Source organism: Pirellulales bacterium (assembly GCA_019636345.1).
GTDB lineage: Bacteria > Planctomycetota > Planctomycetia > Pirellulales > Lacipirellulaceae.
In genome coordinates this window covers 45,349-69,389 of the sequence record JAHBXQ010000003.1, presented here as the reverse complement: position 1 = coordinate 69,389, position 24,041 = coordinate 45,349, and the positions used below count along the sequence as shown (strand labels likewise).

The window sequence follows — 24,041 nt, the reverse complement described above, 5'->3', positions numbered from 1 at the left end:
GTGCCGGGCGGTGGGCGTTCACGTGGCCAAGCTCGTCGGCCGGACGACGACCCGACCGTGAGATTGGCCGGCGAGCATGCGGGCGATCTCGGCGGGGACTTCGTCGAGCGTGATCTCGCGCCGCAGCGCGGCCAATTGGTCGACCTTCCACGGCCCGGCGAGCTTGCTCCACATTTCCAGCCGCGGCTCGCGGGGGCATTTCGCCGAGTCGATCCCGGCCAGCGTCACGCCGCGGAGGATGAACGGGTAGACCGTCAGCGGCACGTCGACCCCTCCCACGAGTCCGCAAGCCGTGACGACTCCGCGGTGCTTCATATTCCGCACGAGCGCGGCGAGCGTGACCCCGCCGACGGTGTCGACCGCCGCGGCCCAGCGCTCGCCGAGCAACGGGCGATCGGAGGCGTCGGCCGCTTGCTCGCGGGAGAGGAGTTCGGCGGCCCCCAGCCCGTGGAGCCACTCGGCCTGCTCCGGCTTGCCGGTGACGGCGGCGACCCGGTAACCGAGCTTCGCAAGAATCGCCACGGCGACGCTGCCGACTCCCCCCGTGGCGCCGGTGACGACCACGTCGCCCCGATCCGGGCCGATGCCCCGGTCGACGATCGCGGTGACGCACTGCGCGGCGGTGAACCCGGCCGTGCCGTAGGTCATCGCCTCCTCGAGCGTGAGTCCGCCGGGGAGCGAGACGACCCACGCGGCGGGGACGCGGACGAACTCAGCCAGCCCGCCCCACGCGGGGGCGCCCAGGTCGTATCCCGTGACGAGCACGGGCTCGCCGGGCAGAAAGTCGCTTTCGGCGGGAACCGCGACGACATGCCCGGCGCAGTCGATCCCCGGCACATGGGGGAGCGTTCGCACCACTCCCGGATGGGCCTGACACGCGAGCGCATCCTTGTAGTTGAGCGACGAGCAGGCGACCTGGATCAGCACCTCGCCGGGAGGGAGATCGTCGATGCGGATCCGCTCGACGCCGAATCGAGCCGCCCCGCCCTCGCCGCGACGGATCATGATGCAAGGGAACGGCTCGGCGGGGTTCATGGGAGAGATCCTCGAGTGGAGCGAAGCGAGGGGAATGCGGGCCCGGCGTTCCGTCCGGCCGCGGTTCAACCTACGCCCGCGGACCCGCAAGAGGCAAGCGCCGACGGAATGCGGGCCATGGCGCCCCGTACGCTGCGACCCCCCGGGCGACTCGCCGCGCTCAGCCCGTTTTGCCTGTTTTGCCGGTTGCGCCGGCGGTGACTACACTGGAAGGCTGCGGCCGTGGGCGTTCGGCGTCCGTCAGGCCTGTCTCGAATCACCTCCTCGCCCCCGGCGTGATGACGATGTTTGTTCGCTTGGTTGCTTCGCGTGCCGTGTCGACCCTGTGGGGGGCGTCGGCGGTCGTGCTCGTTTCCGCGGCCGCGGTGCAGGCCGGGGGTCGGCTCGTCTCGTACGAGGACGCCACGCGGTGCGGATTGGTGCGGAGTTGGTACGCCCAGGCGCCGGTCGACACGACTCGCAGCCGGGTGTCGCAGTGGAAGCTTCAGTACGATCGCGCCTACGCCGTGACCACGTCGGGTCTGCTCGCGGCGTTCGACGCCGAGACGGGCGAAACGTTGTGGACGACCTCGATCGGCGCCGCGGGGGCGGCGGCGTTCGGTCCCGGGGCGAATTTGGATTATCTGGCCGTCGTCAGCGCCTCGCGACTCTACCTGATCGATCGAAACGACGGGCACGTCATCTGGCAGCGCGATCTGGGGAGCGCTCCCGCCGCCGGGCCCGCGCTCAGCGACGAGTACGCTTACGTTTCGTTAGTGAACGGTCGGGTCGAGGCCTTCTCGCTGAACGACTCCGCGGCGCAACCGTGGTACTATCAGTCCGAGGGGCGCACCTTTCAGCGACCGACCCACTCCGGCGACGTCATCTGTTGGCCGACCACCACCGGCCGGCTGTACGTCTGCAGCGCCAACAAGCCGAACGTGCTGTTCCGATTGCAGACGAACGACGAAATCGTCGCCCCGCCGGCCGAACAGTCTCCCTACTTGTTTGCGGCGTCGCGAGACGGGTACCTGTACTGCGTCCATGAAATCACCGGCGCCGAGAAGTGGCGGTTCTCCGCCGGCGACGCGATCGAAAGCCAGCCGGTCGTCATCGGCGATACGGCGTACGTCGCCTCGCGCGAGCCCGCGCTGTACGCCGTCGACGTGAAGACCGGGGCCGAGTTGTGGCGAGTGCGGGGGCTCGATCGCTTCGCCGCTCGCGGCAAGGACCGCGTTTACGCCGGCGACGCGTTCGGCAACTTCTACGTCATCGACGCCAAGACGGGGCGAACCGTCAACGGACTGACCGGCGTTGACGGCGTCCACGCGCTGGTCAACGAGCAGACCGACCGCGTCTTCTTGGCCGACGAGCTGGGCTTGCTTCAGTGTCTGCACGAGGTCGGTGCAGAGGCGGTCGTCATGCATCGCGTCCCGCCGACCCCTGGCGCCGCCCAGCCCGTCGCGCCGGCTGAAGAGACGGAGGAGAACCCCTTCGCCGCGGACGACGAACCCCTGGACGAGGACGAGCCGATGGTCGAAGAGGACGAGGCCTTCCCGGCCGACGAACCGGCCGACTTCGACGAGGACGAGGGGATGTTCGACGACGCAGGGGCCGACGAGCCGCTCAGCGAGAATCCGTTCGAGTAGTCCCCCGCAGGGCTGGTGAGTCTCCCGTCGTCTTTGCGGTTGGCGCTGCACGGGGTCCAGGCATTCGCCAGGCGCACTCGTGGCTCGCCCCGCGGGCCTCGCCGACGATCAGGCAAGGGAGGACGGACGTGATTCCGCTGACGACGCTGGGGGCGTGTTACTTGGCCTTGGGGGCGTGGTGCGCCGCGGCTCCCGATTCGACGGCCGCCTCGGTCGGCTTTTCGCTCACCGGCGGCTCGGGCCGCAGCGAGTGGATCACCGTCTACGGCGGTCTGCAAGCGGGACTCGGCGCCGCGATGATCCTGTGCGGGCTGACCCCTTCGCTTCGACTGGGCGGGTTGGCGTTTGCCGCGATCTTCTCGACTTCGCTGGTGTTGTTCCGCGTGCCGACGCTGGCGGCCTTCTCGGTTGCGAAGCTGACCTACCTGTTCGCAACGATCGAGGTCGTCTCGGCCGCGTGGTTGATCTGCGCCTTCGTCGCCGCACGAAAAGCGGCGCCGCTCTAGCGCTTGGACGCAGGCAGATTGCGGGCGCGAAGCCGAAGCGAGTTCGCTTCACTGCTCGTTGAACTTCGCCGCCGCGTCGTCCCATTTCGCGCGGCTCTGCGGTTCGTACTCGATGACGTCGAAGCTGCGTCGGACGACCTCGCGGGCCTGGGGGATGTCCGCCACGTCGCCGGCGGCGATCGCCTGCATCAGCACGTTGCCGATCGCCGTCGCTTCGACCGGCCCGGCGGTCACCGGCAGCCCGCAAGCGTCGGCGGTCATTTGGCACAAGAGTCGATTCTGCGTTCCGCCCCCGACGACGTGCAGCCGCGCCAGGGGGGTCCCGTTCAGCGCGTTCAACATTGCAAGCACCTGCCGATAACGCATCGCCAGGCTCTCGAGCGCCAACCGGAACATTTGCCCCGGGGACTCGGGCGTCGGCTGGTGGGTCTCGCGGCACAGTTCGGCGAGCGCCTTGGTCATGTCGCGCGGGGCGACCAGCCGCGCGTCGTCGGGGTCGATCACCGCGGCCAGCGGCGGCGCCTCGGCGGCCAGTCGGGTAAGGTCGTTCCAGGTGTAGTCCTCGCCCTTGGAGCGCCAGATGCGTTGGCACTCCTGCACCAGCCACAACCCCGGGATGTTCTTCAGCAGCCGCGTCGTTTCGGCGACCCCCGCTTCGTTGGTGAAGTTCCACCGGGCGCAGTCGTCGGTGATCACCGGCGCCGGGAGTTCGAGCCCCATCAGCGACCACGTGCCCGAGCTGATGTAGCCCCACTCGACCGGCCCGCCGCTCGCTTGCGGCTTCGCGCCCGGCGCCGCCATCACCGCGCTGGCCGTGTCGTGCGACCCCGGCAACACGACCTTCACCCCGGCAAGCCCCGTCTCGGCCGCCACATGCTCGAGCAACGGCCCGAGCGTCGTCCCCGGGGGAGAGATCGGGCCGAACAGTTCCGCGGGGAGCCCGAACCGCTGGATGAGCGCGTGCGACCAGTCCCGCGTGCGGGGGTTGAACAGTTGCGTCGTCGAGGCGTCGGTCTCTTCGTTCGCCTTCTCGCCGCATAGCATCCAGTGAAACAGGTCCGGCATGAGCAGCATCCGCCGTGCCGCGACGAGCGCCGGCGAACCGGCCTCCTGCAGCGCCAGCAGTTGGTAGAGCGTGTTGAGCTCCATGAACTGCAGGCCCGTCTCGGCGAAGATCTCCTCGCGGGGCACGCGGGCGAACGCGCGTTCGAAGGCGCCCTCGGTGCGCGAGTCGCGATACGCCACCGGCGCTCCGAGCAATTCGTCGTTGGCGTCGAGCAAGGCGAAGTCGACTCCCCAGGTGTCGACCCCGACGCTCGCCACCTCGCGGCCGTACTTCTGCCCTGCAAGACGCAGCCCGTCGAGGATGTCCTGCCAGAGTTGGAAGGTCCGCCAGTGAAGCCGCGCCCCGCACCGAACCGGACCGTTGGCGAAGCGGTGCACCTCTTCCAGAACGAGCCGCTCGCCGTCGAACAGCCCTGCAACGACGCGCCCGCTCGAGGCGCCCAAATCAACAGCCAGATAGCAAGGCATGGCGAAGGCAGGAGTGAGGATGAGAGGAGGCGGAGGTCAAAGCGGCGGAACGCCCCGTTGGCGGCCCGGTCGCGCGGCCTCCCCATGTTCGGCGGGCCGATCGCCCCGCATCGTCCGGCCCCCCCGCGATCGGGTCAACCCGCCGCCCGGTTTTGGCAGGAGCTTGTCACGGATCGGCGAAGGCGCCCAACTTCCGCTCGGTTCCTCCAGGGCGCCGGCGCGACCGATCCAGGCTGAATAATCGGCCCCGCGCGAACCGATACCAGGGACTGGCGGTCTTTAGTTGACTATTCTGACCAACAAAGATAACATTATGGCAAGTTCCAGCTCTCCCCGTGCGTTTTCCGCGGAAAACCTGCCTGTTTTGCCCGTGATCCCCGGGGCGGCGTCGCGCACAAGCGAACCGTTCCAGCCCGCCGCCGGGCCCCGCCTGAGAATCCTCCCCATGACCCAACTCGCCCCCTTCGCGCCCGAGCAGCTTGAGGCGACCCCCGAGCTCCTCTCCGAACTGGCCGAGGCCAACGCTCGGCTCGAATCGGCGACTCCCGAGGAGATCATCGCCTGGGCCCACGAGCGGTTCGCCCCCTACTTGACCATGGCCACGGCCTTCGGCCCTGAGGGGTGCGTCATCCTGTCGATGTTGGCCAAGGTGGCGCCGCAGACGTACGTGTTCAATCTCGACACGGGGTACCAGTTCCTCGAAACGCTCGACCTGCGCGATCGCATCGCGCGCAAGTACGGCATCGAAGTCGACATGCTGCAGCCCGAGCTGTCGGTCCCCGAGTACGAGGCGCTCCACGGCGGACCGCTCTACAAATCGAACCCCGATCAGTGCTGCTTCGACCGCAAGGTGAAGGTCTTGCAGCAAGCGGCCCGCGGCAAGCACGCCTGGATGAGCGGCATTCGCCGCGACCAGAGCGAGACCCGCGCCGAAACGCCGATCGTGAAGTGGGACAAGAAGTTCCAGCTTGTGAAGATCAGCCCGCTGGCCAACTGGACCAAGAAGGACGTGTGGAAGCGGATCCTCGAGGAGGACGTGCCGTACAACCCGCTCCATGACCGCGGCTATCCCAGCATCGGCTGCTGGCCATGCACGCGGGCGGTCGTTCCCGGCGAGCCGGACGGCGACGAACGGGCGGGTCGCTGGAGCGGCAGCGGCAAAACCGAGTGCGGATTGCACACCCCCGCGGAGAGCGAGGGGAGCGGCATTTAATTCACGCCCTCGCCGGCCCCTTGCCCCCGTTGCCTGATGCTGTCCGCCAAAACCCAATACGCGATCCTCGCCCTGCTGGAGCTCGCCCAGGAGCAACCGGGCGTCGCAGCGCGCCCGGCCTCCGCCGCGCGGATCGCCGAGAGGCATGGCATTCCCGCGACGTTTCTGGTGCAAATTCTCCATGAACTCAAGCGGTCCGGAATCATCGCCAGCACCCGCGGTCCCGGGGGGGGCTACCGTCTCAGCCAGCCGCCGCAGGAGGTGACGTTGGCCGACGTGGTCGACCTGCTCGAGGCGAACGATGCGCCGAGCGAATGCGCGGCTGGCGAATCGCCCTTCGCCGCGGCCTTGGTCGAAACCTGTGCCGACTTGGCGCGGGCTCGGCGCGAGGTGCTCACCAGCGTCACGCTCGCCGATCTTGCCGAACGGGGCGCGGCCGCGGCGGGAGCGATGTGGTACATCTGAGGGGCGAGCGGTCTAAGGGCGAAATTCTCGCGCCCCGCGTCGCACACATCGCCGATCGCGTGAGCGGACGCGCCGAGGCGCCCCCCTCAATACATCGGATCGCTCGGATTGAGATTGTGCAACTGCACGTCCCCCGGGCGTTCGAGCTTCTCGAGTTCCGTCCGCAAGAGTCGCAGCCCGACCTGGAAGTCGCGGACCATGAACATCAGCAGGTGTTCGCTCGGCCGGTCGGGATCGTCGTCGGGTTGGCGCAAATAATTGCTGTAGTACCCGGCCTGGGCGGCCTCGAGCGCGGCGCGGAGCGGCTGCACGTACCGCTCACGAACCTCGTCGCCCGTGAGCGACGATTTGAAAGAGACGCCGACGCGTTCCATAAGCAGAGTTCCTTTCGCGGCCGCCTTGGCACAGGGCATGTTGTCGTCGCCTGCCGTCAGTTTAGAATTGATCGCCGCCCAGAGGCAAACTCAACTCCCGGAATTGCGTCGCGCATGGAGCACGAGATTGAGCGATTTCAACGCGACGGCTACGCGTGCCTGCCGCAGGTGGTCGACGCCGACCAGTGCGACGCGCTCGCCGACGCTCTGCAGATTCTGACCGAGAAAGAAGCCGATCCGTACGCCGCGGGCGCCCGCGACTTGCTGCGTCGCTGCGAGGCGGTTCGCCGCGTCGCTCAGTCGCTTCCTGTGCGCGAGTGCGTCGCGACGGCCTTGGGGCGACCGGCCCGCTGCGTCAAGGCCTTGTGGTTCGACAAGCGTCCCGCGGCGAATTGGCAGGTCGCTTGGCATCAAGACCTGATGATTGCCGTGGCCGAGCGTCACGAAGCGCCCGGGTTCTCCGCGTGGTCGGTCAAAGCCGGCGTGCCTCACGTGAAGCCGCCAGTTGAAGTTCTCGCCGAAATGGTTGCCGTGCGAATCCATCTCGATCCCTGCGATCACGACGCGGGACCCTTGCGCGTGCTGCCGGGCACGCACCGCGACGGCGTGCTCGACGAGGAGCAGATTCGCATGCAGATCGAGTCGATCGCATCCGTGGACTGCCTTGCCTCCCGCGGCGGCGTGGCGCTGATGCGACCGCTGTTGCTCCATAGCTCTCAACGTACGACTGCGCCGGTCCGTCGCCGCGTGCTGCACCTGGAATTCTCGCCGCGACCGCTCCTGTTTCCGCTGGCGTGGTACGATTGGACATAGCGCCGTCACACGTCGTCGCGAATGCCGCCGTCGCAGGAGAAGATCACAGATGAAGCCGTCGCCGTTTCCGTCGTCCTGGCCCGATAGGCGTCGGCTCGTGTTCATTGCGCTGGCCGTCGCCGGGAACTTTGCGGCGTTCGTCGGATGTCGCGACGCCGCACGGACGGCGAACCAGACGGAGCCGGAGTCCGCGTCGACCGGCCCCGCGATGGTCGAGCCGGTCGACCTCGGGCTCGACGCGCCGTCCTTCGCGGTTGGCGATCTCTACTTGTGCGGCCAGCCGCGCAAGGAAGATTTCGCCCGCTGGGCGCGGCGCGGGATCAAAACGGTCGTCAAGCTTCGCATGCCGGACGACGTCGACTGGGACGAAGGGCGCGAGGTGCGGGTCGTGGGGATGAACTACGTCGAGCTCGCGCTCGATCCGGAAGACGAGCTTTCGGACGAAGTCTTCACCAAGGTCCGCGAGGTGCTGGCCAACGAAGCCCGCCGGCCGCTGGTGCTCCACAGCGCGACGACCAACCGAGTCGGCGCCGCGTGGATGACGTACCGCGTGCTCGACGAAGGGGTCGGCCCCGACAAGGCGTTCGAGGAAGCGGTTCGCCTTGGCCTCAAGAAGCCTGCCTCTGTCCAACGGGCGCGGGATTACATTCGCAAGCAGCGCCTCGGCGACAAGGTCGGCGCGTAGCGCTTCGACCGCGCGGGCGGCGGATTCATCGCCGGATTTCGCTGGGGGCGGCGACCCCCGGGAGATTGAGTCGGAAATAATTCAGTTCGGGTCGCACGATGCACAACAGGTAATAGCCGACGAACAACCCGACGAACGCGGCGAGGACGTGTCCGGTCAGGTTCACGGCAGAGTTGATCCAGTTTCCTCGCCTGCGCCGGCTCGTCGGCGCCGGCTGGGCATAGATGTCTGCTGCGTCCGATCCCGCTTCTTCAGGATCGGAGAGCGTGATCGCCGCGGCGGAGCCCGACGACCTTGTCGGATTGAGTTGAGCTTGCAAGGTTTCTGCAGCGGCCTGAGGGGCGCCGTACGCTACGGCCGGACCTGACAAGCGACCTCCTTGGCGGCGATTCTCGACGCGGGTCTCGGATTCGAGCGTTTCGGGCTTGCCGCCGGCGGGCGGGTCGTTGGCCATCACCGCTAGGACCTCCTGAAAGTTCCGGAACCCGCCGTCGCGACAGACGACTTGTTTCCAGCGCTGCACGCGCCGTTCCGCCAGCCCGCGCACTCGCTGCAGTTCGATTCGAGCCGGCGATCCGAAGCCTTGCACGGCGGCTCTCACCGCCAACCGTCCGTTGGACTGCAGCGAATAATGCACGTCGATCGGCGTCCCTTGCGGCAGCCCAGGGGGCAGATTCTTGATCAGAGCCGTCGCCAGCGGCGCGCACTGCGAGGGGACGGTGCTCTCGCCCTCGAGCAATTGAACCCGCACATTTGGTTGGCCGTCGCTGCGGGTGACGAACTTGCGCACAACCTCGCAAGGCAAGGGGGTGTTGCGCGGGATGAGCGTGACGTTCTCGGTTCGCAAGGTTTGCAGATTCACTCCTTCGATGCCCAGTCCGTGGGCGTTGACGTCGACGACGCTCAGCGCGGGGGCGACGTCGTCGCGGCCCCTGAGTCCGAGCAAGTAGCGGGCGAAGATCGCGGCCCCGCGGGCGACGGCCTCGTCGGGATGAACGGCGACCTCGGCCTGCAGTCCCGAAGCCTGTTCCAGGGCGCGGCGCACCGCCGGCATGCGCGACGAGCCGCCGACCAACAGCAACCGGTCGACCTCATCCCAAATCAGTCCCGCCGCCTGCAGGGCTTGCTTGGTGGTGAACAACGTCCGTTCGAGCAAGTCCGCGGTCAGTTCCTCGAACTCCTCGCGCGTGACCGGCATGGCGAAAGCCGCCTCGCCGACGCGGCATTCCAGCAGCGTCGCCGGCCGATCGGACAGCGCGTGTTTCGCGTCGCGGGCGGCGCGTCGCAAGGCGATCTGCTCGACTTGCGTCAGCGTTGTTCCGCGCTGCTGCAACATCGGCACGCGCTCCAAGGCGAGCCCGACCAATCGTTCGTCCCAGTTGATTCCTCCCAGCTCGCAATCGCCGTCGGTGGCCAGCGTGCGGACCTCGCCCGGGGACAGGCGGATGACGGTCACGTCGAAGGTCCCCCCGCCGAGATCGTACGCCAGGATGTTGAGCTTAGCCTGCGGGGCGCCGTCGGAACGCAGGTAGCCGAGCCGCTCGCCGAACGACAAGGCGGCGGCCGTCGGTTCATTGACGATGTCCAGCAGGGGCAATCCGCTCATGATCGCCGCGTCGTGGGCGGCTTTGCGGCGGGCCTCGTCGAAATACGCCGGCACGGTGACGACCGCTTGGAACTCCTCGCCGACGATCGCCGTCACGTCGCGCAGCAACTGGCGCAGCAGGCAGCCTTGGACGACTTCCGGGGGATAGTGCTCTCCGGCGACGGATTGCCGGCAGGCGGCGGATCCCATATCGCGTTTGGCGTTCTCGATGACGCGGTCGGGGGCGGTCAACGCGGCCTCCCACGCCGATTGGCCCGCGATGGGCGCGTCGTCATGGAAGTAAACGACGCTCGGGGTCAGCACGTCGCCCGTGCTGGTCGGGATCATCTTCGTGCGACCTTCGGAATCGACGTAACTGGCCGCGCAGTTCGTCGTTCCGAGATCGATGCCGACGGGGATGACAGCGGACATGGTCGGAAAGCCCCGGGAAGGAATCGCCAAAATAAGCCGAGTCGTCCTCGTCGTGTCGCCCTGCCGCGCAGTGCGAGCGAGCGTCGCGGGGAGGCCGGCGTCGAGCGGAGGTCGGATCGAACAAGGGAGTTTTCCCCCACTTGTTTCGCATGCCGGCGACGTTCAATTGCCCGTCCGTCGGTCGTCATGGTATCTTATGGCCCGAAGAGGCCGCAAATAAACTCGAGCACTTTCCGGCCCTCCCGGCCGGTCGCCTTGCGCCCAGCGAGACTGTGATGCGGTCCACGGCCTCCGAACGCTTCGACCCCTACCACAAATGGCTGGGGATTCCCCCCAGCGAGCAGCCTGCCGATTGCTACCGGCTGCTGGGGCTCGCCCGGTTCGAGGACGATCCGGAAGTGATCGCCGCCGCGGCCGATCGTCAGATGGCGCATGTGAAGTCCTTCGCCGCGGGACGGAACGGGGCCGAGTCGCAGGCGCTGCTCAATGAACTGGCCCAAGCGCGACTGACGTTGCTGAACGTCCAACGCAAGGCGGCTTACGACAGGCGGCTGCAAGGCGAGCAGCCGCTTGCGAACTCTGCGACGCGCGTCGACGGCGCTCATGCCGGCATGTCTCCTCGTACCGCCGCGACAAGGCCGTCGTTCCCTCAAAGCCCGATCATTCAACGCGAGCCGTCGGCTTCGGTCGCCGGCCGACCCCGAGCGCAGCGTGCGAAACGTACTCAGGGACCGCTAGTGATCGTCGCCTGTTCGCTGGTGTTGCTTGCACTGTGCTTCGGCATCGCCCTTGCGACACGGCCCGGAGTCGGGACGGCGCTTGCGCCTAATCCGCCGTTCGAGAACGATCCGCCTGTCGCGCGGCCGGTCCCGCAGCCTGAGCCCCCGTCGCCGCAGAATCCCCCCGAGCGGGCGACACTGAATCCGGCGCCGCGGCGCAAGGACTCTGAGCCCCGCCCTGCCCCTCGTCCGTCGCGAACCCAACCCGCCCCGATCATTCCGCAGCGGGTTCCCCGGGCCGACGTCGGGCCATCCAATTCCGTAGCTCAGCTCAAGGCCGACCCGTTGGATCGCGCGCGCGACTTCGACGGTCAGCAGGAGGCGCCGCGCCCCGGTCCTCCGCAGGTCGCCCACCGCGTCCCGCTGGACGTGACTAAGCGTCGCGTCGGCTTCTCGCTGAAATCGGGCTCGACCGCCGCGCTGCAGGTTCTCGCTCTTCGCGGTTGCCCCGTTCCTTACGAGATATATCCCCGAGACGGCCGGTTGGATGAGCAGCACGACGTGAAGATCGTGCTCGACGGGCCGGAAGAAGTGACGATCGAAATCCGGTACGTCAAAGGGGAGAAGGATCAAACCTCGTTCAACGTCGCCGCGTCGACGGGAACCTTGGGGAGGTCGGCGACGCCGTTCTTCATTCCCGAACTGTCGCGCACTTGCCAGAAGATTGCGCGGGAGGGAGAGAAGCTGTCCGACGCGATGGCTCAGATGGAAGCCGAGGCGGACAATCTGTACGCATACATCAACGGCCCGGGGGTCAAACCGTTGGCCGCCGTCGGCAATGCCAAGAGACGGATTCTGGTGCTGAAGAACGAGATCGCGGCCGCTGCAACAGCGTTGCCTGAGGTCCAAGCGGACTTCGACGCGGCGACCGCGCTGCACGCGTTTGCCAAGCAATTGCAGGGGCGGTGTCAGATCGAGTTCGGGCGATTCGAGGACGACGCCGACCGCTGAACCGGGCCGTCAGCGGCTTTCGGTCGTCGTCGGGTCGCTTCGCCAGGCCGTTCGTTCGGGGGACTCCGGGCCCAAAGCCAGCGCGATCCAGCCGTCTTCGATCACCAGTTGGGTGACCATCAGCCCCGCGAAGCGCGGGTCGCCGTCCACGTGCGGCGCCAAGAGCACGACCTCCTGGTCTTTGGGAAGCAGCTTGCCGAATACGCTGTGGAGCACGATCCGCGGCCCGGTCAGCAACCGCGGACCGTTGAACTGCAGCGAGCCGTCGCGGACGAGTTTCAGCTCCAGCCCCTCGACGACCGGCCGGAAGAACGCGTGGACTTCGACGTTGCGGATGCGGTCGCGCCCCTGCGCCAACTCGGCAATTGACAGGGTCAGCTCGATGCGATCGCCGTGGCAGCGCAACCGGGCGGCGTCGGTGTTGGCGAACGTCACCGTGGCCCGTGCGGAGAGATCGCGCTGAGGGGGCGCCATCGGCCGGCCCAAGCGCTGGGCGAGCGTTTCGTAAAGTTCGGCCGAGGTGAATTTGCATCCCTCGAGCCCTAGTCCGCGGGCGGCGTTGTTGAGCGCCGACTCGTGGAGTTGCACGCTCGCCAAGCTGTCGCCTGGCGCCGAGGGACGGGGCGTATGGGCGCCCAATTGGCCGGCGTCGGCCATCCGCAGGCGCATCACGGCGCGCTGGTCGGTGGTGTACATCTCCAGCGGTTCGACCGCCAACGAGATCTTCTCCAGCGGCTCCAGCACCGTGGTGCGGAACTGCTCCTCGAACTCGGAGAGCTTGGCGTCGGCCTCGCGATCGAGCCGCGACTTGGCGGTGCGCTGCACCTTGATTCGCACTTGCGACAAGGCCCGCGGGCGGCGCTCCTGGTTCTTCTCGATGGCGTAGTTCTCGACCAGCGCGCCGACGATCGGCAGCGGCTCGAACGTGCTGTCGACCCCGGCCAGCGTGCTGCGGTTGGTTCCGGTCCGCGCCTCGGCAGGAGCGAGTTGCACCCCCTCGGCGCCGATCTTGACGTCCTTGCGGGCCTCGTACTCGACGCGGCCGTTGTTGCGGACCTTGGCCGGCCAAGTCTTCGAGTAGGTCTGGCTCTGCACGGCGCCGGCCGCTTCGATGCCGAGATTCCACTGATGCGGGTCGGGGGTCAAACGCACGGCCAACTTGGTCGTGGTCCGCGCCCGGCCGCGGACGTCGATCCCGGCGATCCGTTCATGGACCGGGGTCGTCTGCGGTGCGGGCTGCGGCGTAAGCCGGTTGAGCAGGTCTTCGGTCACCGCCAGGCGCATGTTGCCGTTGCGGTAGGCGCGGTCGAGTTGGTCAGCCAACTCCGCGAGACGGGGATCGCCGCCGTGAGCCAACCGGGCTTGCAGCTCGGCGATCAGATCGGCGTCGCGCTGAGCCCCGCGCAGCTCGTATCGTTCGACGAGCGCCGCGAGGGTCGAGATTTTCACCGGGCCTGTCGCCCAGGGAGCGAGCGCCTCGGCCAATCGCGGCGCGGGGCTCGCGGCGAGAAACGCGCGCTGCGCGTCGGTCAGGCGGTCGGACTCGATCCGGGCGAAGAATCGCCGCGCGATCTGCCGCCGCGGGGCTGCGCGATCGGCGCCCCCGACGCTTGCCAGCGCCGCAAGTTGATCGAGCAGCAAGTAGTCGCGCCACGCCGTCCCGGCGTCGGAACCGGCCGTCAGCGCGGCGAATTCGTGGAGCAATTGCATCACCCGCGCGGCGTCGGCCTCGACGGCTTCGTGCGGTTGCAGCAGCGGAACCCCGGCTTGCCGTTCGGCGACCAGGGCGTGCCACAACGGCAGGCGTCGGGCGAGCGACTTCGCGGCGCGGATCGCGGTCCGCTGCTCCGCGGGATCGCGGACGGCCAGCGCCTCGTCGAGCCCGATCGCCGCCAACCGATCGAATTGCGCCAGAGCGGCTTCCGCGTCGGCGATCGATATCTCGGGGGCCGTCATCGTCGGCAGCAGCGCGAGCGCCTCGGCCGCCCACGACATGCCCCGGCCGAGATCGGCCGCTTGTTCGAGCTGTTCGGCCAGCACCGTCGGCGCGATCACGAGCAGCGGTCGCGGCGCCTGGCGGGCGGCGACGTGCGCCTCGGCCTCGGGCTCGATCGGCGAATCATGCGGCGACCGCTCGGTGGGGGTCACGTCGTCCCCCTCCCCTTCCTCGCGCGGCGGCGCCATTGCGAGCCGGTCGTACTCGCTGGTCACTTGAACGCGCACCGGGACGGGGGATTCGATGCGGGGCGCCGGCGGTTCGATTCGCGGCAGCTCGATCTGCCGCACGCCCGCGACGAGCTGTGCGACCGCGTCCCGCATGGCCAACAACTGCGTCACGTCCGGCGCCGGCTGGGCGGGAGCCGGGATCGCCGGGGGCGTCGGAGGCGCGGTCGGCGCGGTCCGCTCGGGCGGCGGCAGCCGTGGACCGCTGCTGGTCGCCAGCGGGGCCATGCTCGGCATGGCTTCGACTTGGTTCGACAGCGTGAACGCGCCCGCCCCGTGGCGCGGCGGCAGCGGGTCGTCGACCAAGGCGTAATCGTCTTCCAACAGCGGCGCGGAAGCGGGCCGGGGCGCCGGGCGCGACGCCGGCGAGGGAACGACGACCGGAGGAAGTTCCGGTCCCGCGTCATGAATCGCCGGCAAAGTCGTTGCGGCGTCGACCGTCTCGGCCGGCAACGGCTCGATCCGCACGACCTTGATCGGCGTCGGACGATCGTCGAGCGCCGTTGCCGCAGACGGACTGCGCTGCTCGCGCAGCCAGTGCCAGCAACGGGGCGCCGCGACGGTCAGCCCGAACAACAACAACAGCGCGGCGACGCGAGGCCAGCGCGCTCGTCTGCGAATCCACTCCATCGATCTTCCCCCTCGTCGGTCGCGATTTTCGCGGCCTGAATCGTCGTCGCCGCGTCGCGCTCGTCGGCAACGACGGCGCGGTCGTCGCGCAAACGCGGCGCACCCTTGAGGATATGATCGGGCGTGCGGGCTCGGCGGCTTGCGTCGAGTGTGCCGGAAGCTCATGCTGAACGGGCGTATTGCGGGTATACGTCCCTGGCCGCGGCAATTTGGGCGGACTATTCGGCGTCTTCCCCTGCGAGACCCCCCGCGCGACGACGCCAGCATTCCCCCCCTCGGTGCATCGTGAAGCGAAAGCCAGCTGCTCTCGGCGTCGATTTGCTCATGGAGTTGCTAGCACTCCCCGGGCCCAGCGGGGGCGAGGAACCGGTTGCCGATTTCCTCTGCCGACGGTTGATCGCAGCGGGGGCGCCGCGGTCGACGATCGTCCGTGATGCGCCCCCCAAGGGCTCTCCCGTGTCGTCGTCGGTCGGCAACGTGGTCGTCAAGCTCCCCGGCACGCGCCGCGGGCCGCGGCAGTTGTTCTCGGCTCACATGGATACGGTGCCGATCTGCGCGGGGGCCTGCCCCGTGCGGCGCGGCCGGCGGATCGTCGCCGCCGATCGCCGCACCGGACTTGGCGGCGACGACCGCGCGGGGTGTGCAGTGTTGCTGGCCACGGCGCTCGAGCTGCTGCGGACCAAGGCTCCGCACCCGCCGCTCACCTTTCTGTGGACCGTGCAAGAGGAGGTCGGCCTGCACGGCGCCCGCACGGCGAAGCTGGCCCTGCTGGGGCGTCCGCAGGCGGGCTTCAACTGGGACGGCGGCGCGGCCAACCGCGTCACAGTCGGCGCCACCGGGGGATATCGACTGGCGATCACGCTCACGGGAATCGCCAGCCACGCCGGCGGGCATCCCGAGGATGGCGTGAGCGCCATCGCGATCGCTTCGCTGGCGATCGCCGAATTGGTCCAGAACGGCTGGCACGGGTTGATTGAAAAGGGCGCCCGTCGCGGCACGAGCAATGTGGGAGTCATCGCCGGCGGCGCGGCTACGAACGTGGTGACCGATCGCGTCGACCTGCGAGCCGAGGCGCGGAGTCACGATCCCCAGTTCCGCGCGCGGATCGTGCACGAGATCGAACAGGCCTTTCATCGCGCCGCGCGGCAAGTGAAGAACGCCGCGGGGCGGACCGGCGCTGCGACCATCCGCGGGCAGTTGGATTACGAGGCGTTTCGCTTGGCGCCGGACCATCCCGCCGTGCTTCGAGCGTCCGCGGCGATCTCGGCCGAAGGGGAGAAGCCGGAACTCATCGTCGCCAACGGCGGTCTCGACGCCAATTGGCTCACCGCCCGCGGCATCCCGACCGTGACGCTCGGCTGCGGCCAGAACGCGATCCACACCGCCGAGGAGTGGCTCGATTTGGACGAGTATCAGCGGGCGCTGCAAGTGGCCCTGCGCATTGCGACAGGTCCTTGTTGAGCGACGCGCCGGGGCGAAATCCGTGTGGATTGTGCGGGCATGGCGGGTTCGTTCGGCCGAGCGCCGACGATCGCCGGGCGACTTTTTTCTTGTTCTCCCCGCAGGTCCCAACTTGAATGGAGGAGTGCTGCGCCGTGGAGACTCCGTCCCCGGCCTGCCACATCGGCGTCCATTCTCCCGAGAGCGTTCATCATGCGAGTGTTTGCCGTCGTCAGCCGATTGGGTTTGGGAGTCGCCTTGAGCGCGGGATTGTGGCGTTCCGCCGAGGCCGACATTGTCATCGATTGGAACAACGAGCTTCGCGATACGATCCGCGCCAGCTCGACCCCGCCTCCCCGCGCCAGCCGCGCCATGGCGATGGTCCATGCGGCGATTTTCGACGCGGCGAACTCGGCCGACCGGCAGTACGCCCCGTATCTGTACGCCCCCGTGACGATCGGCGCCTCGGCTGAAGCGGCCGCGGCCCAGGCGGCGCGCGACATGATGGTCGCGCTGTTCCCGACCCGCGCGGCGATTTACGACGCCCAACTCGCGACTCAACTCAGCGGCATCGCCGACGGCCCCGCGAAGATCGCCGGAACCACGCTTGGCTCGACCGTGGCCGCGGGGATGCTCGCCAGTCGCGCGGCGGACGGTTCGACGGGGAGTTCGAGCTACGTCCCGACCGGCGGACCCGGGGGATGGGTTCCGACGGCTCCGGGATTCGCCGCCCCGCTGTTGCCGCATTGGGGGGACGTGACGCCGTTCGGAATCGCCTCGACGCTCGGATATTTGCCCCCGCCCCCGCCGGCCCTCAATTCGGCCGAGTACGTCGCAGCGGTCGCCGAGGTGAAGTCGCTGGGCGCCGCGGTCGGCTCGACCCGCACGACCGATCAAACCGAGATCGCGCAGTTCTGGGCGAACGGCGCCGGCACCGAGACCCCTCCGGGGCATTGGAATCGCATCGCGCTCGTCGTCGGCGAGTCGCAAGGGTTGTCGCTGGCCGAGAACGCGCGGATGCTCGCTATGCTCAACGTGGCCTTGGCCGACGCGGCGATCGTCTGCTGGGACGCGAAGTACCAGTACGACCTTTGGCGCCCCATCACGGCGATCCGCGAAGCGGATACGGTCGCCGCGACGGCCGCGCTCGACGACGACGCCTGGGCTCCTCTGCTGACGACGCCCCCCTTCCCCGAGTACACGAGCGGGCATAGCACGTTCAGCGCCGCCGCGGCGGCGGTGCTCGCGGCGTTCTTCGGCACGGACGACGTCCCGTTCACCGTCGGCAGCGACGACATCGCGATGGTGACACGATCATACGACAGCTTCACTGCGGCCTCGCTCGAGTCAGGGTTGAGCCGCATCTACGGCGGCATCCATTTCAATTTCGGCAACGAGGGGGGACGATTGAGCGGGACGGCGCTCGGCCAGTATATTGCGGCCAATTACTTCGCCGCCGTCCCCGAGCCGGGGGCCGTCGCCCTGGCGGCGGCAGCGATGGCGGGCTTGCTGCTCCGCCGCCGGCGCTAGCGTCGCCCGGCAGGTAGCCGCGGCAGGCCGTGGGCCCAGGGGAGATTCGTCTCGATGCAACCTGACGACGAACTGTGCCTCTGCTTTCACGTGACTCGCCGCAAGGTGGAGAGTTACTTGCGCGTCGAGCGACCGCGCCGCGTCGGGCAGCTGGCGGATTGCTTTGGCGCGGGAACGGGGTGCGGATGGTGCCGACCGTTTTTGCAGCGGTTGTTCGATGCGGCTCAGGCCAGCGACGCGGCGGAACTTCCCGCCGCGGACGAGTACGCCCGAGACCGGAGCCGTTACGTCCGCGCCGGCGGGGGGACGCCCCCTCCGGGCGCTACGCCGCCGGCTCCGGCCGAGGACTCGCCCCCCGGGGCGCCGTGAGCGTCCCGTTGCGGTAAACCTAGTCGCAGCAGCGGTTTTGCTTGCTGGGGGGCGGTTGGCGTGTTATAAGCGCATGATGGGGGGGCATTGAGCGCGTGAGGGCGACCGGCCAGGTCGTTGACCTCGCATTGGGCGCAGGGCAGAGGCACGCTGGCGGCGCGGGCATCATGACTCACATTACGTTGCGAGTGCTCGACGGAGCCGATCGGGGCCGCGTCTTCGCGGAATTGCCGCCCCCCATCACCATCGGCCGCGAGGAGGGGAACTCGGTCCAGCTCAACGACGAGCGGATCAGCCGGTTCCACCTCAAAATCCAGGAAGACTCGGGCAAGCTCGTCCTGACCGACCTGGAGAGCACCAACGGCACCCGCGTCAACGGCGAGGACGCCCACCTGCGGATCCTCCGCTACGGCGACGTCATCTCGCTGGGGCGCAGCGTGCTGTTGTTCGGCACCCGCGACCAGATTGCGCATCGGCTCGAGGAATTGCGGAACGACGGCATCGGCGAAACGGGCGAGTTGCTGGCCGACGACGTCCGCAGCACGAGCGACCCCCAATCGCTGAGCCTGGAGCTGAAGCTGGGGGCCTCCGAAGACCTGCAAAGCACGCTCCACATTCCTAGCCCTCCGGAGCTTCCCGAGCGGCTGTCGGCGGGCCAAGCGGCCCAGCTGTCGGAGTTGCTCGAATACCTCCACCTCCGCACCCGGCAGCTCGTGCAGGGGGCCGCGATCGACGACCAGCAATCGAGCGTCAGCATTCCCCTGTCCCAGTGGCAGGAACTGCTGGACGTCCAGTCGCAATTAGCCGAGTACCTGCGGCTGATCGGCGATCCGGGCGAGGAATAGCGTGGTGTCAGGGGTCGCTCGGGCGAGTTGCGCCAGGCTGTTCCCAGGGAACGGCCCTGTCGGCTTGGGGGGACTAAGAAAATGCGGCAATTTGCTTGACATTGTCGACCCACGCAGCGAATATCAACCTCGCAGGGGGGGACGTCAGTCGCTGATCACTTACCCGAGATTGCTAACGACCTCGTTCGTTTGTCTTAGCCGCACGCTTTCCGTCGTCCGCGGGGTGTCGCCCCGGGCGGCCCTCTCATAGCGGTTTCTTCGCTTTCACGGATGAAGCGTGGCGCCCACGGCGTTTGTTCTCGTCATCGAGAACTGCCGGCGCCGGGCGGAAGCGATTTTCATCGCCGCCCTTCGCGGAAACGTGCAGCGCGACGCGAACGACGGTCCCTGTCGAGCATCGATGTTTGCGACTCGCCTGGGGGCGTGGTCGTTCACCAAGAGGTTTTCAACTGATGATGCGCACTACTTTGACGTTGGCGATCTTGGCGGGGACGCTCGGCGCATCCCTGTGCGATCGTGCGAGCGGGTCCGATGTACGTCAATGGAACGCGACGCTCCGCGCCGTCGCTCAGGCCGACATGGCGACGGCCAACCCCGGTTGGGCGACCCGCTCGATGGCGATGACCAACGGCGCCATCTACGACGTTTACCAGGCGTTCCAGCCGACGCACGCGCAGTTCCTCCACCAGGGGCTCGCTCCCGCGGGCGCCAGCCGCGACGCCGCGGTCGCCCAGGCGGCCTACACGGTGCTCTCCAGCGTCTACAGCGCCGAACAATCCCAGCTCGACGCGGCGCTTGCGGCGGCCCTGGCTGCGATTCCCGACGGGGCCGAGAAAACGGCCGGCCTCAACTTCGGCGCCTCGGTCGCGCAGACATACATCGATGCCCGCTCCAACGACAACGCGGCCGATTCGATCTCTTACACGACTAGCAACGATCCGGGCCGCTGGCGCCCCGATCCGATGCATCCCGGGCAAGAGGCGTGGGGACCCGGCTGGGGAACCGTCCCCATGTTCTCCGGCGCCGCGACGACCGACTTCTACGTTCCCGGCGTTCCCGATATGCACTCGCAGGCCTATACCGACGCGTACAACGAAGTGAAGACCATGGGAGCTCTGGTGAGCCCCGAGCGGGAGGCGGTCGGAGGGACCGAGATTGCGCTGTTCTGGGCTTACGATCGCGCGGGCATGGGGCCCCCGCCGGTTCTCTACAATCGCAACCTCCACGACGTCTCGATCCAGTTCGGCAACACGCCTGAGCAGGATGCGCTGCTGTTCGCCATGGCGTCGGTCGCGATGGCCGACGCCGCGATCGCCGCCTGGGACGTGAAATTCACCGACGACTTCTGGCGGCCGATCGCCGGGATCCGCGAGGCCGACACGGACGGCAACCCCGACACGATCGCCGACCCGAATTGGATCCCGCTCGGCGCCCCCGGAGACGCGCCGAACCACACGAGCGACGATTTTACCCCGCCGTTCCCGGCGTACGTCTCGGGCCACGCCACGATGGGCGCCGCGACTTTTGAGACCCTGCGACGGTTTTATGGCGTCGACGTGGTGAACTTCACGCTCAACTCGGACGAGTTGGCTCCCGGCTCGATCCCTGACGAGATGGCTCAGATCGGGGTCGACGGTACGCGCGACTTCGCCAGCTTCAGCGAGGCGGAGTGGGAGAACGCCTACAGCCGGATCTACATGGGGATCCACTGGATCTTCGACGCCACCGACGGAATCGCCCTGGGCCGCGAGGTCGCCGGACACGTCATGGCGAATCACTTCGCCGTCGTCCCCGAACCGGCCGCCGCAGGACTGCTGGCGTTGGGCCTGACCGCCTGGGGAGTCCGCGCCGGTCGCTGGCGGCGGTGCTAGCGACAGCGCCGCCGGGGTTGCCGCGTCGCGGTCGATGACCTACAAGTCGCGCTGACCGTCTTCGCCCAGGGCGAGGACGCCCTTGCGACACGGAGGCGTCGGCCATGTTCTCGACTCGCGGGCTGAAATCGACCGCTCGACGCGTGTACTACCGCAACCCGGTGGTGCGCACCGTTTATGGGTGGCTGTGCAGCTTGCTGCCGGAGCGCCGCACCGGCGCGTTGCACTTGGCGACGTACGCCAATGATGCGTCGATGGGCCCGTTGCAGCGCGACGAAGCGCTGCTCATGCTCGCCCTGGCCAAGACGCTCGCCCCGCGGACCGTGGTCGAGTTCGGCTTCTTCCAGGGACATAGCGCATTCAATTTTCTGCAGGGGCTCGACGAGGACGCGCTGTTGGTGAGCTTCGACGTCTCGGACGTTTCGGCCCGCCATGCCCGCAGGGCGTTTTCCCAGCGGGCGAACTTTCGCTTCGTGCAGAAGTCGCAGACCGACTTCGCCCCCGCCGACGTCGACGGCCGGCCGGTGGAGCTTGTGTTCCTCGACGCGGCCCATGAACTGGACCTCAACCAGGCCACCTGGCGGCGGCTGTTGCCGGCGCTGGCGCCCGAGGCGATCGTCGCGATTCACGACACGGGACTGTGGGCCCGCGAGCATTTTCTGCCGGTCCACCGCGAGTTCGCCGCGACCCGGCCCGAGGCGTGGCTCGACGCCGAGCGGTTCGCCCACCAGCCGGGGGAACGGGAATTCGTCAACTGGATCCTGGACGAGTTCCCCGAGTTCTCGGTGATCCATCTCCACAGCACGCGCCGGCTGCGGCACGGGCTCACGCTGCTGCAGCGCCGCCGCTCGCTGCCAGTCGGCGCCGAGCAAGCCCGCGCCGCCTGAACGTTCCCTGAGCGGACGGCGCTAGCCGCCGGCGATCGAAAGCGGCGGGTGATTTCAGGCCGCCCCCGTTCCGCGCCGCCGGCAGGCTCCCGACGCGGCGTCGGGTGCGATTCGCCCCGAGCGATCCCGCGGCGTAGAATGAGGACGCCGCCTGCTCGTCGACTCGCCGGAGATTCCCGAGATGTTTTGTTCTGTGCGCGGACTCGTGTTGCTGGTCCTGGTCGCCGCCGCGGCGTGGTGCGGGCGATCCGCCCCGGCTCAAGCCGGCCCGATCAGCCGCAACAACCCCTACCGCAGCTTCAACATCAGCGGAGTCAACTACGGTTCGATGCAATGGGAGCGGCAGAACCGCTCGGCGGTGCGTTCGCCCGCTTCCCACCGCATCTGGCGTCGCCGCTGAGTCGACCAAGCGAGCGTCGTTCAGCGAATCGCTTGCGTCTTGGCCGCCGTCGCCGGCTCGTCTCCGACGAACTCGAGCGTGTCGATCAACTCCCGATCGGCATTGTCGAACGCCTCGAGCCGATCTTGCTCGACCGTCACCGCGACCGACGCTTGCGGCCGACCCGGCGCCGTGATCAGGTAATAGCGCCACTGGATCGGCGCCTCGTCGACCTTGCCGTTGGCGAACACGGCTAGGCAGCGGTTGCCGTTGGGGGCGATCCACTCCTCGGCCGCGGAGATCGACTCGATCTTCTTCCCGAGCGCCGTCTTCACGTCGGCTTCGAGTTCGGCGATCGTCGTCGGGTGCTTTTCGGACCGCCCGGGGAGCGTCGTCACGTTGCAATGGGCCAGCAGCTCGCCTCCCCGCCACAGCCGCAGCGACAGCAGTTGCGGTTGTTCGCCGGTGACGAACCATTCGCTGCCGTGCTGAAAGCGGAAGCCTCGTCGGGGGTCGTCGACCGCCAAGCGGGCCAGCGCCGTCGGCTCGGCGTCCGCCGCCTCGGCGACCGCCTCGGCGTCAAACGGGGCCTGATTGGCGTCGACCGGTTTGACGACCAACGTCAGTTTGGCCGTCACATCGAGCCCTGGGCTGATCTCGCCCGCTTTGCGCTTCTCCTGAACGGCCAGATTGAACTTGGTGATCCGCCCTTGTTTGAGATGGAACAGGTACGCGCCCCGCACTTCGAGTTCCGTCGCCGCGCCGTCGGCTGTGCCGTTGACCGTGCCGGCCATACGGATCTGCACTTGATCGCGTTCGACGCCGACCGCGGCGCTGTGAACCTCGCAAGCGCCGACGCGGTCCAACCCGAGCAGGGCGGCCATCGTCAGCGCGTCGTGCGCCCAATTGTCGCCAATGGTCATCGTCCCCCCCGGCATCAGCCGGTCGAGGACCAGCGTGTTGGCCGGCAGGTCGACGAGATCGAGTTGTGCGCGGGTGAGCGGCACGACGGCGCCGGGGCGATTCACGAGCTGCAGCTCTCCGACGGCCACGGCCACAAGGTCGCGACGCTCCGCGGGGAGCGAACGATCCTCCCCCTGATCGCCGACCTTGAGCGTCGCGTCGGCCCGATCGTAGCGCCGCAGCGAGGCGAGCCGGGCGTCGACGTCGGCCGACCACAGAACGAACTGCTCGGTGTAGGCGAGCTCGGCGACGACGCTCATCGGGAGCGGCTTTTCCTCCCCGGCGTCGTCAGTCACAAGCACCTCGCCCCCGACCTCCAGTTTGGCCGTCACCTGGGCGACGTCCCCCGAGGAGAGCCGTGGCGTGAGGTCGACCGTTTGCGGTTGAGAGGATGGCGGGGCTGCTTCAGCCGCGAGGACGGACCCGACCAGGCTCGCTTGCAGAAGCCCGCAGAAAATTCGCAAGATATTTATTTGCATGATGTTACATCGATTTTCAGACTGGCTGCGGGGGTCCGCGTCCGGGCCTTCGGCGGTTGGCGGGCGGAAGAATCGGCAATATCCGCCTCATCGGCATCGCCGAGCGCGACAATTCAGCGGAATTCGGGCCTGTCGAGCGTGGGACAGTTCACGTTCGGGAATCGGCTCGCTGTGTGCGACGTGATCTCCAGGGCCCGGCTCACGGGGCGTAAATCACGACGAGGAAACCGCTTGCAGCCAAGTTGCCTAAATTCCGGGGCAAAAAATTCGTAGCGGGCGCGAACTTTCTCTCGACCCAATTCCATCAAACTGCGTACAACCATTAGCCCTTTGGTCGCTAGCACCCGCAGCGTCCCGGGGCAAGGCCCTCCGCAACTCGCGACGCACGTCGCGGGCGCCAGCGTGACGGCCCCGCTCCAAGAGAGG

At 68.1% G+C, this 24,041-nt stretch carries 20 protein-coding genes; 14 read left to right on the top strand and 6 right to left on the bottom strand.

Going from position 1 to position 24,041, the window contains the following annotated elements:
• Nucleotides 1-18: 18 nt before the first annotated feature.
• Complete coding sequence (locus KF688_08095; GenBank protein ID MBX3425624.1) at nt 19-1,035, bottom strand: YhdH/YhfP family quinone oxidoreductase; 1,017 nt, start codon at nt 1,033-1,035, stop codon at nt 19-21.
• A 275-nt stretch (nt 1,036-1,310) separates the two neighbouring features.
• Here KF688_08095 and KF688_08090 point away from each other — a divergent pair, with 275 nt between their 5' ends.
• Together KF688_08090 and KF688_08085 are read left to right on the top strand one after the other, a co-directional pair.
• Complete coding sequence (locus KF688_08090) at nt 1,311-2,663, top strand: PQQ-binding-like beta-propeller repeat protein (protein ID MBX3425623.1); 1,353 nt, start codon at nt 1,311-1,313, stop codon at nt 2,661-2,663.
• A gap of 128 nt (nt 2,664-2,791) precedes the next feature.
• A complete protein-coding gene (locus tag KF688_08085) occupies nt 2,792-3,169 on the top strand; it encodes a hypothetical protein (GenBank protein MBX3425622.1) in 378 nt (125 codons plus the stop codon).
• Nucleotides 3,170-3,217: 48 nt separating this feature from the next.
• Here the strand turns inward: KF688_08085 and KF688_08080 are convergent, their stop codons facing one another.
• A complete protein-coding gene (locus KF688_08080; protein ID MBX3425621.1) occupies nt 3,218-4,702 on the bottom strand; it encodes a rhamnulokinase in 1,485 nt (494 codons plus the stop codon).
• Between the two features lie 313 nt (nt 4,703-5,015).
• On the opposite strand from KF688_08080, the gene KF688_08075 reads away from it, so the two are divergent.
• Both KF688_08075 and KF688_08070 read left to right on the top strand, forming a co-directional pair.
• Nucleotides 5,016-5,915 (top strand): phosphoadenylyl-sulfate reductase, encoded by a 900-nt coding sequence (locus tag KF688_08075; protein MBX3425620.1) that lies wholly within the window; start codon nt 5,016-5,018, stop codon nt 5,913-5,915.
• Between the two features lie 36 nt (nt 5,916-5,951).
• On the top strand, nt 5,952-6,380 hold the full coding sequence (locus tag KF688_08070) for an Rrf2 family transcriptional regulator (GenBank protein ID MBX3425619.1): 429 nt from the start codon (nt 5,952-5,954) through the stop codon (nt 6,378-6,380).
• An 86-nt stretch (nt 6,381-6,466) separates the two neighbouring features.
• Here the strand turns inward: KF688_08070 and KF688_08065 are convergent, their stop codons facing one another.
• Nucleotides 6,467-6,754 carry a hypothetical protein gene (locus KF688_08065; GenBank protein ID MBX3425618.1) on the bottom strand — a complete coding sequence of 96 codons (288 nt, stop codon included), beginning with the start codon at nt 6,752-6,754 and terminating at the stop codon, nt 6,467-6,469.
• Nucleotides 6,755-6,868: 114 nt separating this feature from the next.
• Between KF688_08065 and KF688_08060 the strand changes: the two genes are divergently transcribed.
• Both KF688_08060 and KF688_08055 read left to right on the top strand, forming a co-directional pair.
• On the top strand, nt 6,869-7,567 hold the full coding sequence (locus KF688_08060) for a phytanoyl-CoA dioxygenase family protein (protein MBX3425617.1): 699 nt from the start codon (nt 6,869-6,871) through the stop codon (nt 7,565-7,567).
• Nucleotides 7,568-7,616: 49 nt separating this feature from the next.
• Nucleotides 7,617-8,252 (top strand): hypothetical protein, encoded by a 636-nt coding sequence (locus KF688_08055; protein MBX3425616.1) that lies wholly within the window; start codon nt 7,617-7,619, stop codon nt 8,250-8,252.
• Nucleotides 8,253-8,277: 25 nt separating this feature from the next.
• On the opposite strand, the gene KF688_08050 is transcribed toward KF688_08055, so the two are convergent.
• Nucleotides 8,278-10,269 (bottom strand): Hsp70 family protein, encoded by a 1,992-nt coding sequence (locus KF688_08050; protein MBX3425615.1) that lies wholly within the window; start codon nt 10,267-10,269, stop codon nt 8,278-8,280.
• 275 nt (nt 10,270-10,544) lie between these two features.
• Here KF688_08050 and KF688_08045 point away from each other — a divergent pair, with 275 nt between their 5' ends.
• The gene (locus KF688_08045; protein MBX3425614.1) at nt 10,545-11,999 is read left to right on the top strand and encodes a hypothetical protein; all 1,455 of its coding nucleotides are present in this window, start codon (nt 10,545-10,547) and stop codon (nt 11,997-11,999) included.
• A gap of 9 nt (nt 12,000-12,008) precedes the next feature.
• Here the strand turns inward: KF688_08045 and KF688_08040 are convergent, their stop codons facing one another.
• Complete coding sequence (locus KF688_08040) at nt 12,009-14,852, bottom strand: hypothetical protein (protein MBX3425613.1); 2,844 nt, start codon at nt 14,850-14,852, stop codon at nt 12,009-12,011.
• Nucleotides 14,853-15,176: 324 nt separating this feature from the next.
• On the opposite strand from KF688_08040, the gene KF688_08035 reads away from it, so the two are divergent.
• From KF688_08035 to KF688_08005, 7 genes are all read left to right on the top strand, one after another.
• Nucleotides 15,177-16,313: a M20/M25/M40 family metallo-hydrolase gene (locus KF688_08035; GenBank protein ID MBX3425612.1), complete on the top strand. Its 1,137-nt coding sequence runs from the start codon at nt 15,177-15,179 to the stop codon at nt 16,311-16,313.
• A 192-nt stretch (nt 16,314-16,505) separates the two neighbouring features.
• Complete coding sequence (locus tag KF688_08030; protein ID MBX3425611.1) at nt 16,506-17,822, top strand: vanadium-dependent haloperoxidase; 1,317 nt, start codon at nt 16,506-16,508, stop codon at nt 17,820-17,822.
• A gap of 54 nt (nt 17,823-17,876) precedes the next feature.
• On the top strand, nt 17,877-18,191 hold the full coding sequence (locus KF688_08025; protein MBX3425610.1) for a (2Fe-2S)-binding protein: 315 nt from the start codon (nt 17,877-17,879) through the stop codon (nt 18,189-18,191).
• A 167-nt stretch (nt 18,192-18,358) separates the two neighbouring features.
• A complete protein-coding gene (locus tag KF688_08020; protein MBX3425609.1) occupies nt 18,359-19,036 on the top strand; it encodes an FHA domain-containing protein in 678 nt (225 codons plus the stop codon).
• Nucleotides 19,037-19,488: 452 nt separating this feature from the next.
• Nucleotides 19,489-20,907, top strand: a complete 1,419-nt coding sequence (locus KF688_08015) for a phosphatase PAP2 family protein (GenBank protein MBX3425608.1) — start codon at nt 19,489-19,491, stop codon at nt 20,905-20,907.
• A 104-nt stretch (nt 20,908-21,011) separates the two neighbouring features.
• Nucleotides 21,012-21,794 (top strand): class I SAM-dependent methyltransferase, encoded by a 783-nt coding sequence (locus KF688_08010; GenBank protein MBX3425607.1) that lies wholly within the window; start codon nt 21,012-21,014, stop codon nt 21,792-21,794.
• A gap of 181 nt (nt 21,795-21,975) precedes the next feature.
• The gene (locus KF688_08005; GenBank protein ID MBX3425606.1) at nt 21,976-22,194 is read left to right on the top strand and encodes a hypothetical protein; all 219 of its coding nucleotides are present in this window, start codon (nt 21,976-21,978) and stop codon (nt 22,192-22,194) included.
• A 20-nt stretch (nt 22,195-22,214) separates the two neighbouring features.
• Here the strand turns inward: KF688_08005 and KF688_08000 are convergent, their stop codons facing one another.
• Nucleotides 22,215-23,615: a hypothetical protein gene (locus KF688_08000; GenBank protein ID MBX3425605.1), complete on the bottom strand. Its 1,401-nt coding sequence runs from the start codon at nt 23,613-23,615 to the stop codon at nt 22,215-22,217.
• Nucleotides 23,616-24,041: the final 426 nt, after the last annotated feature.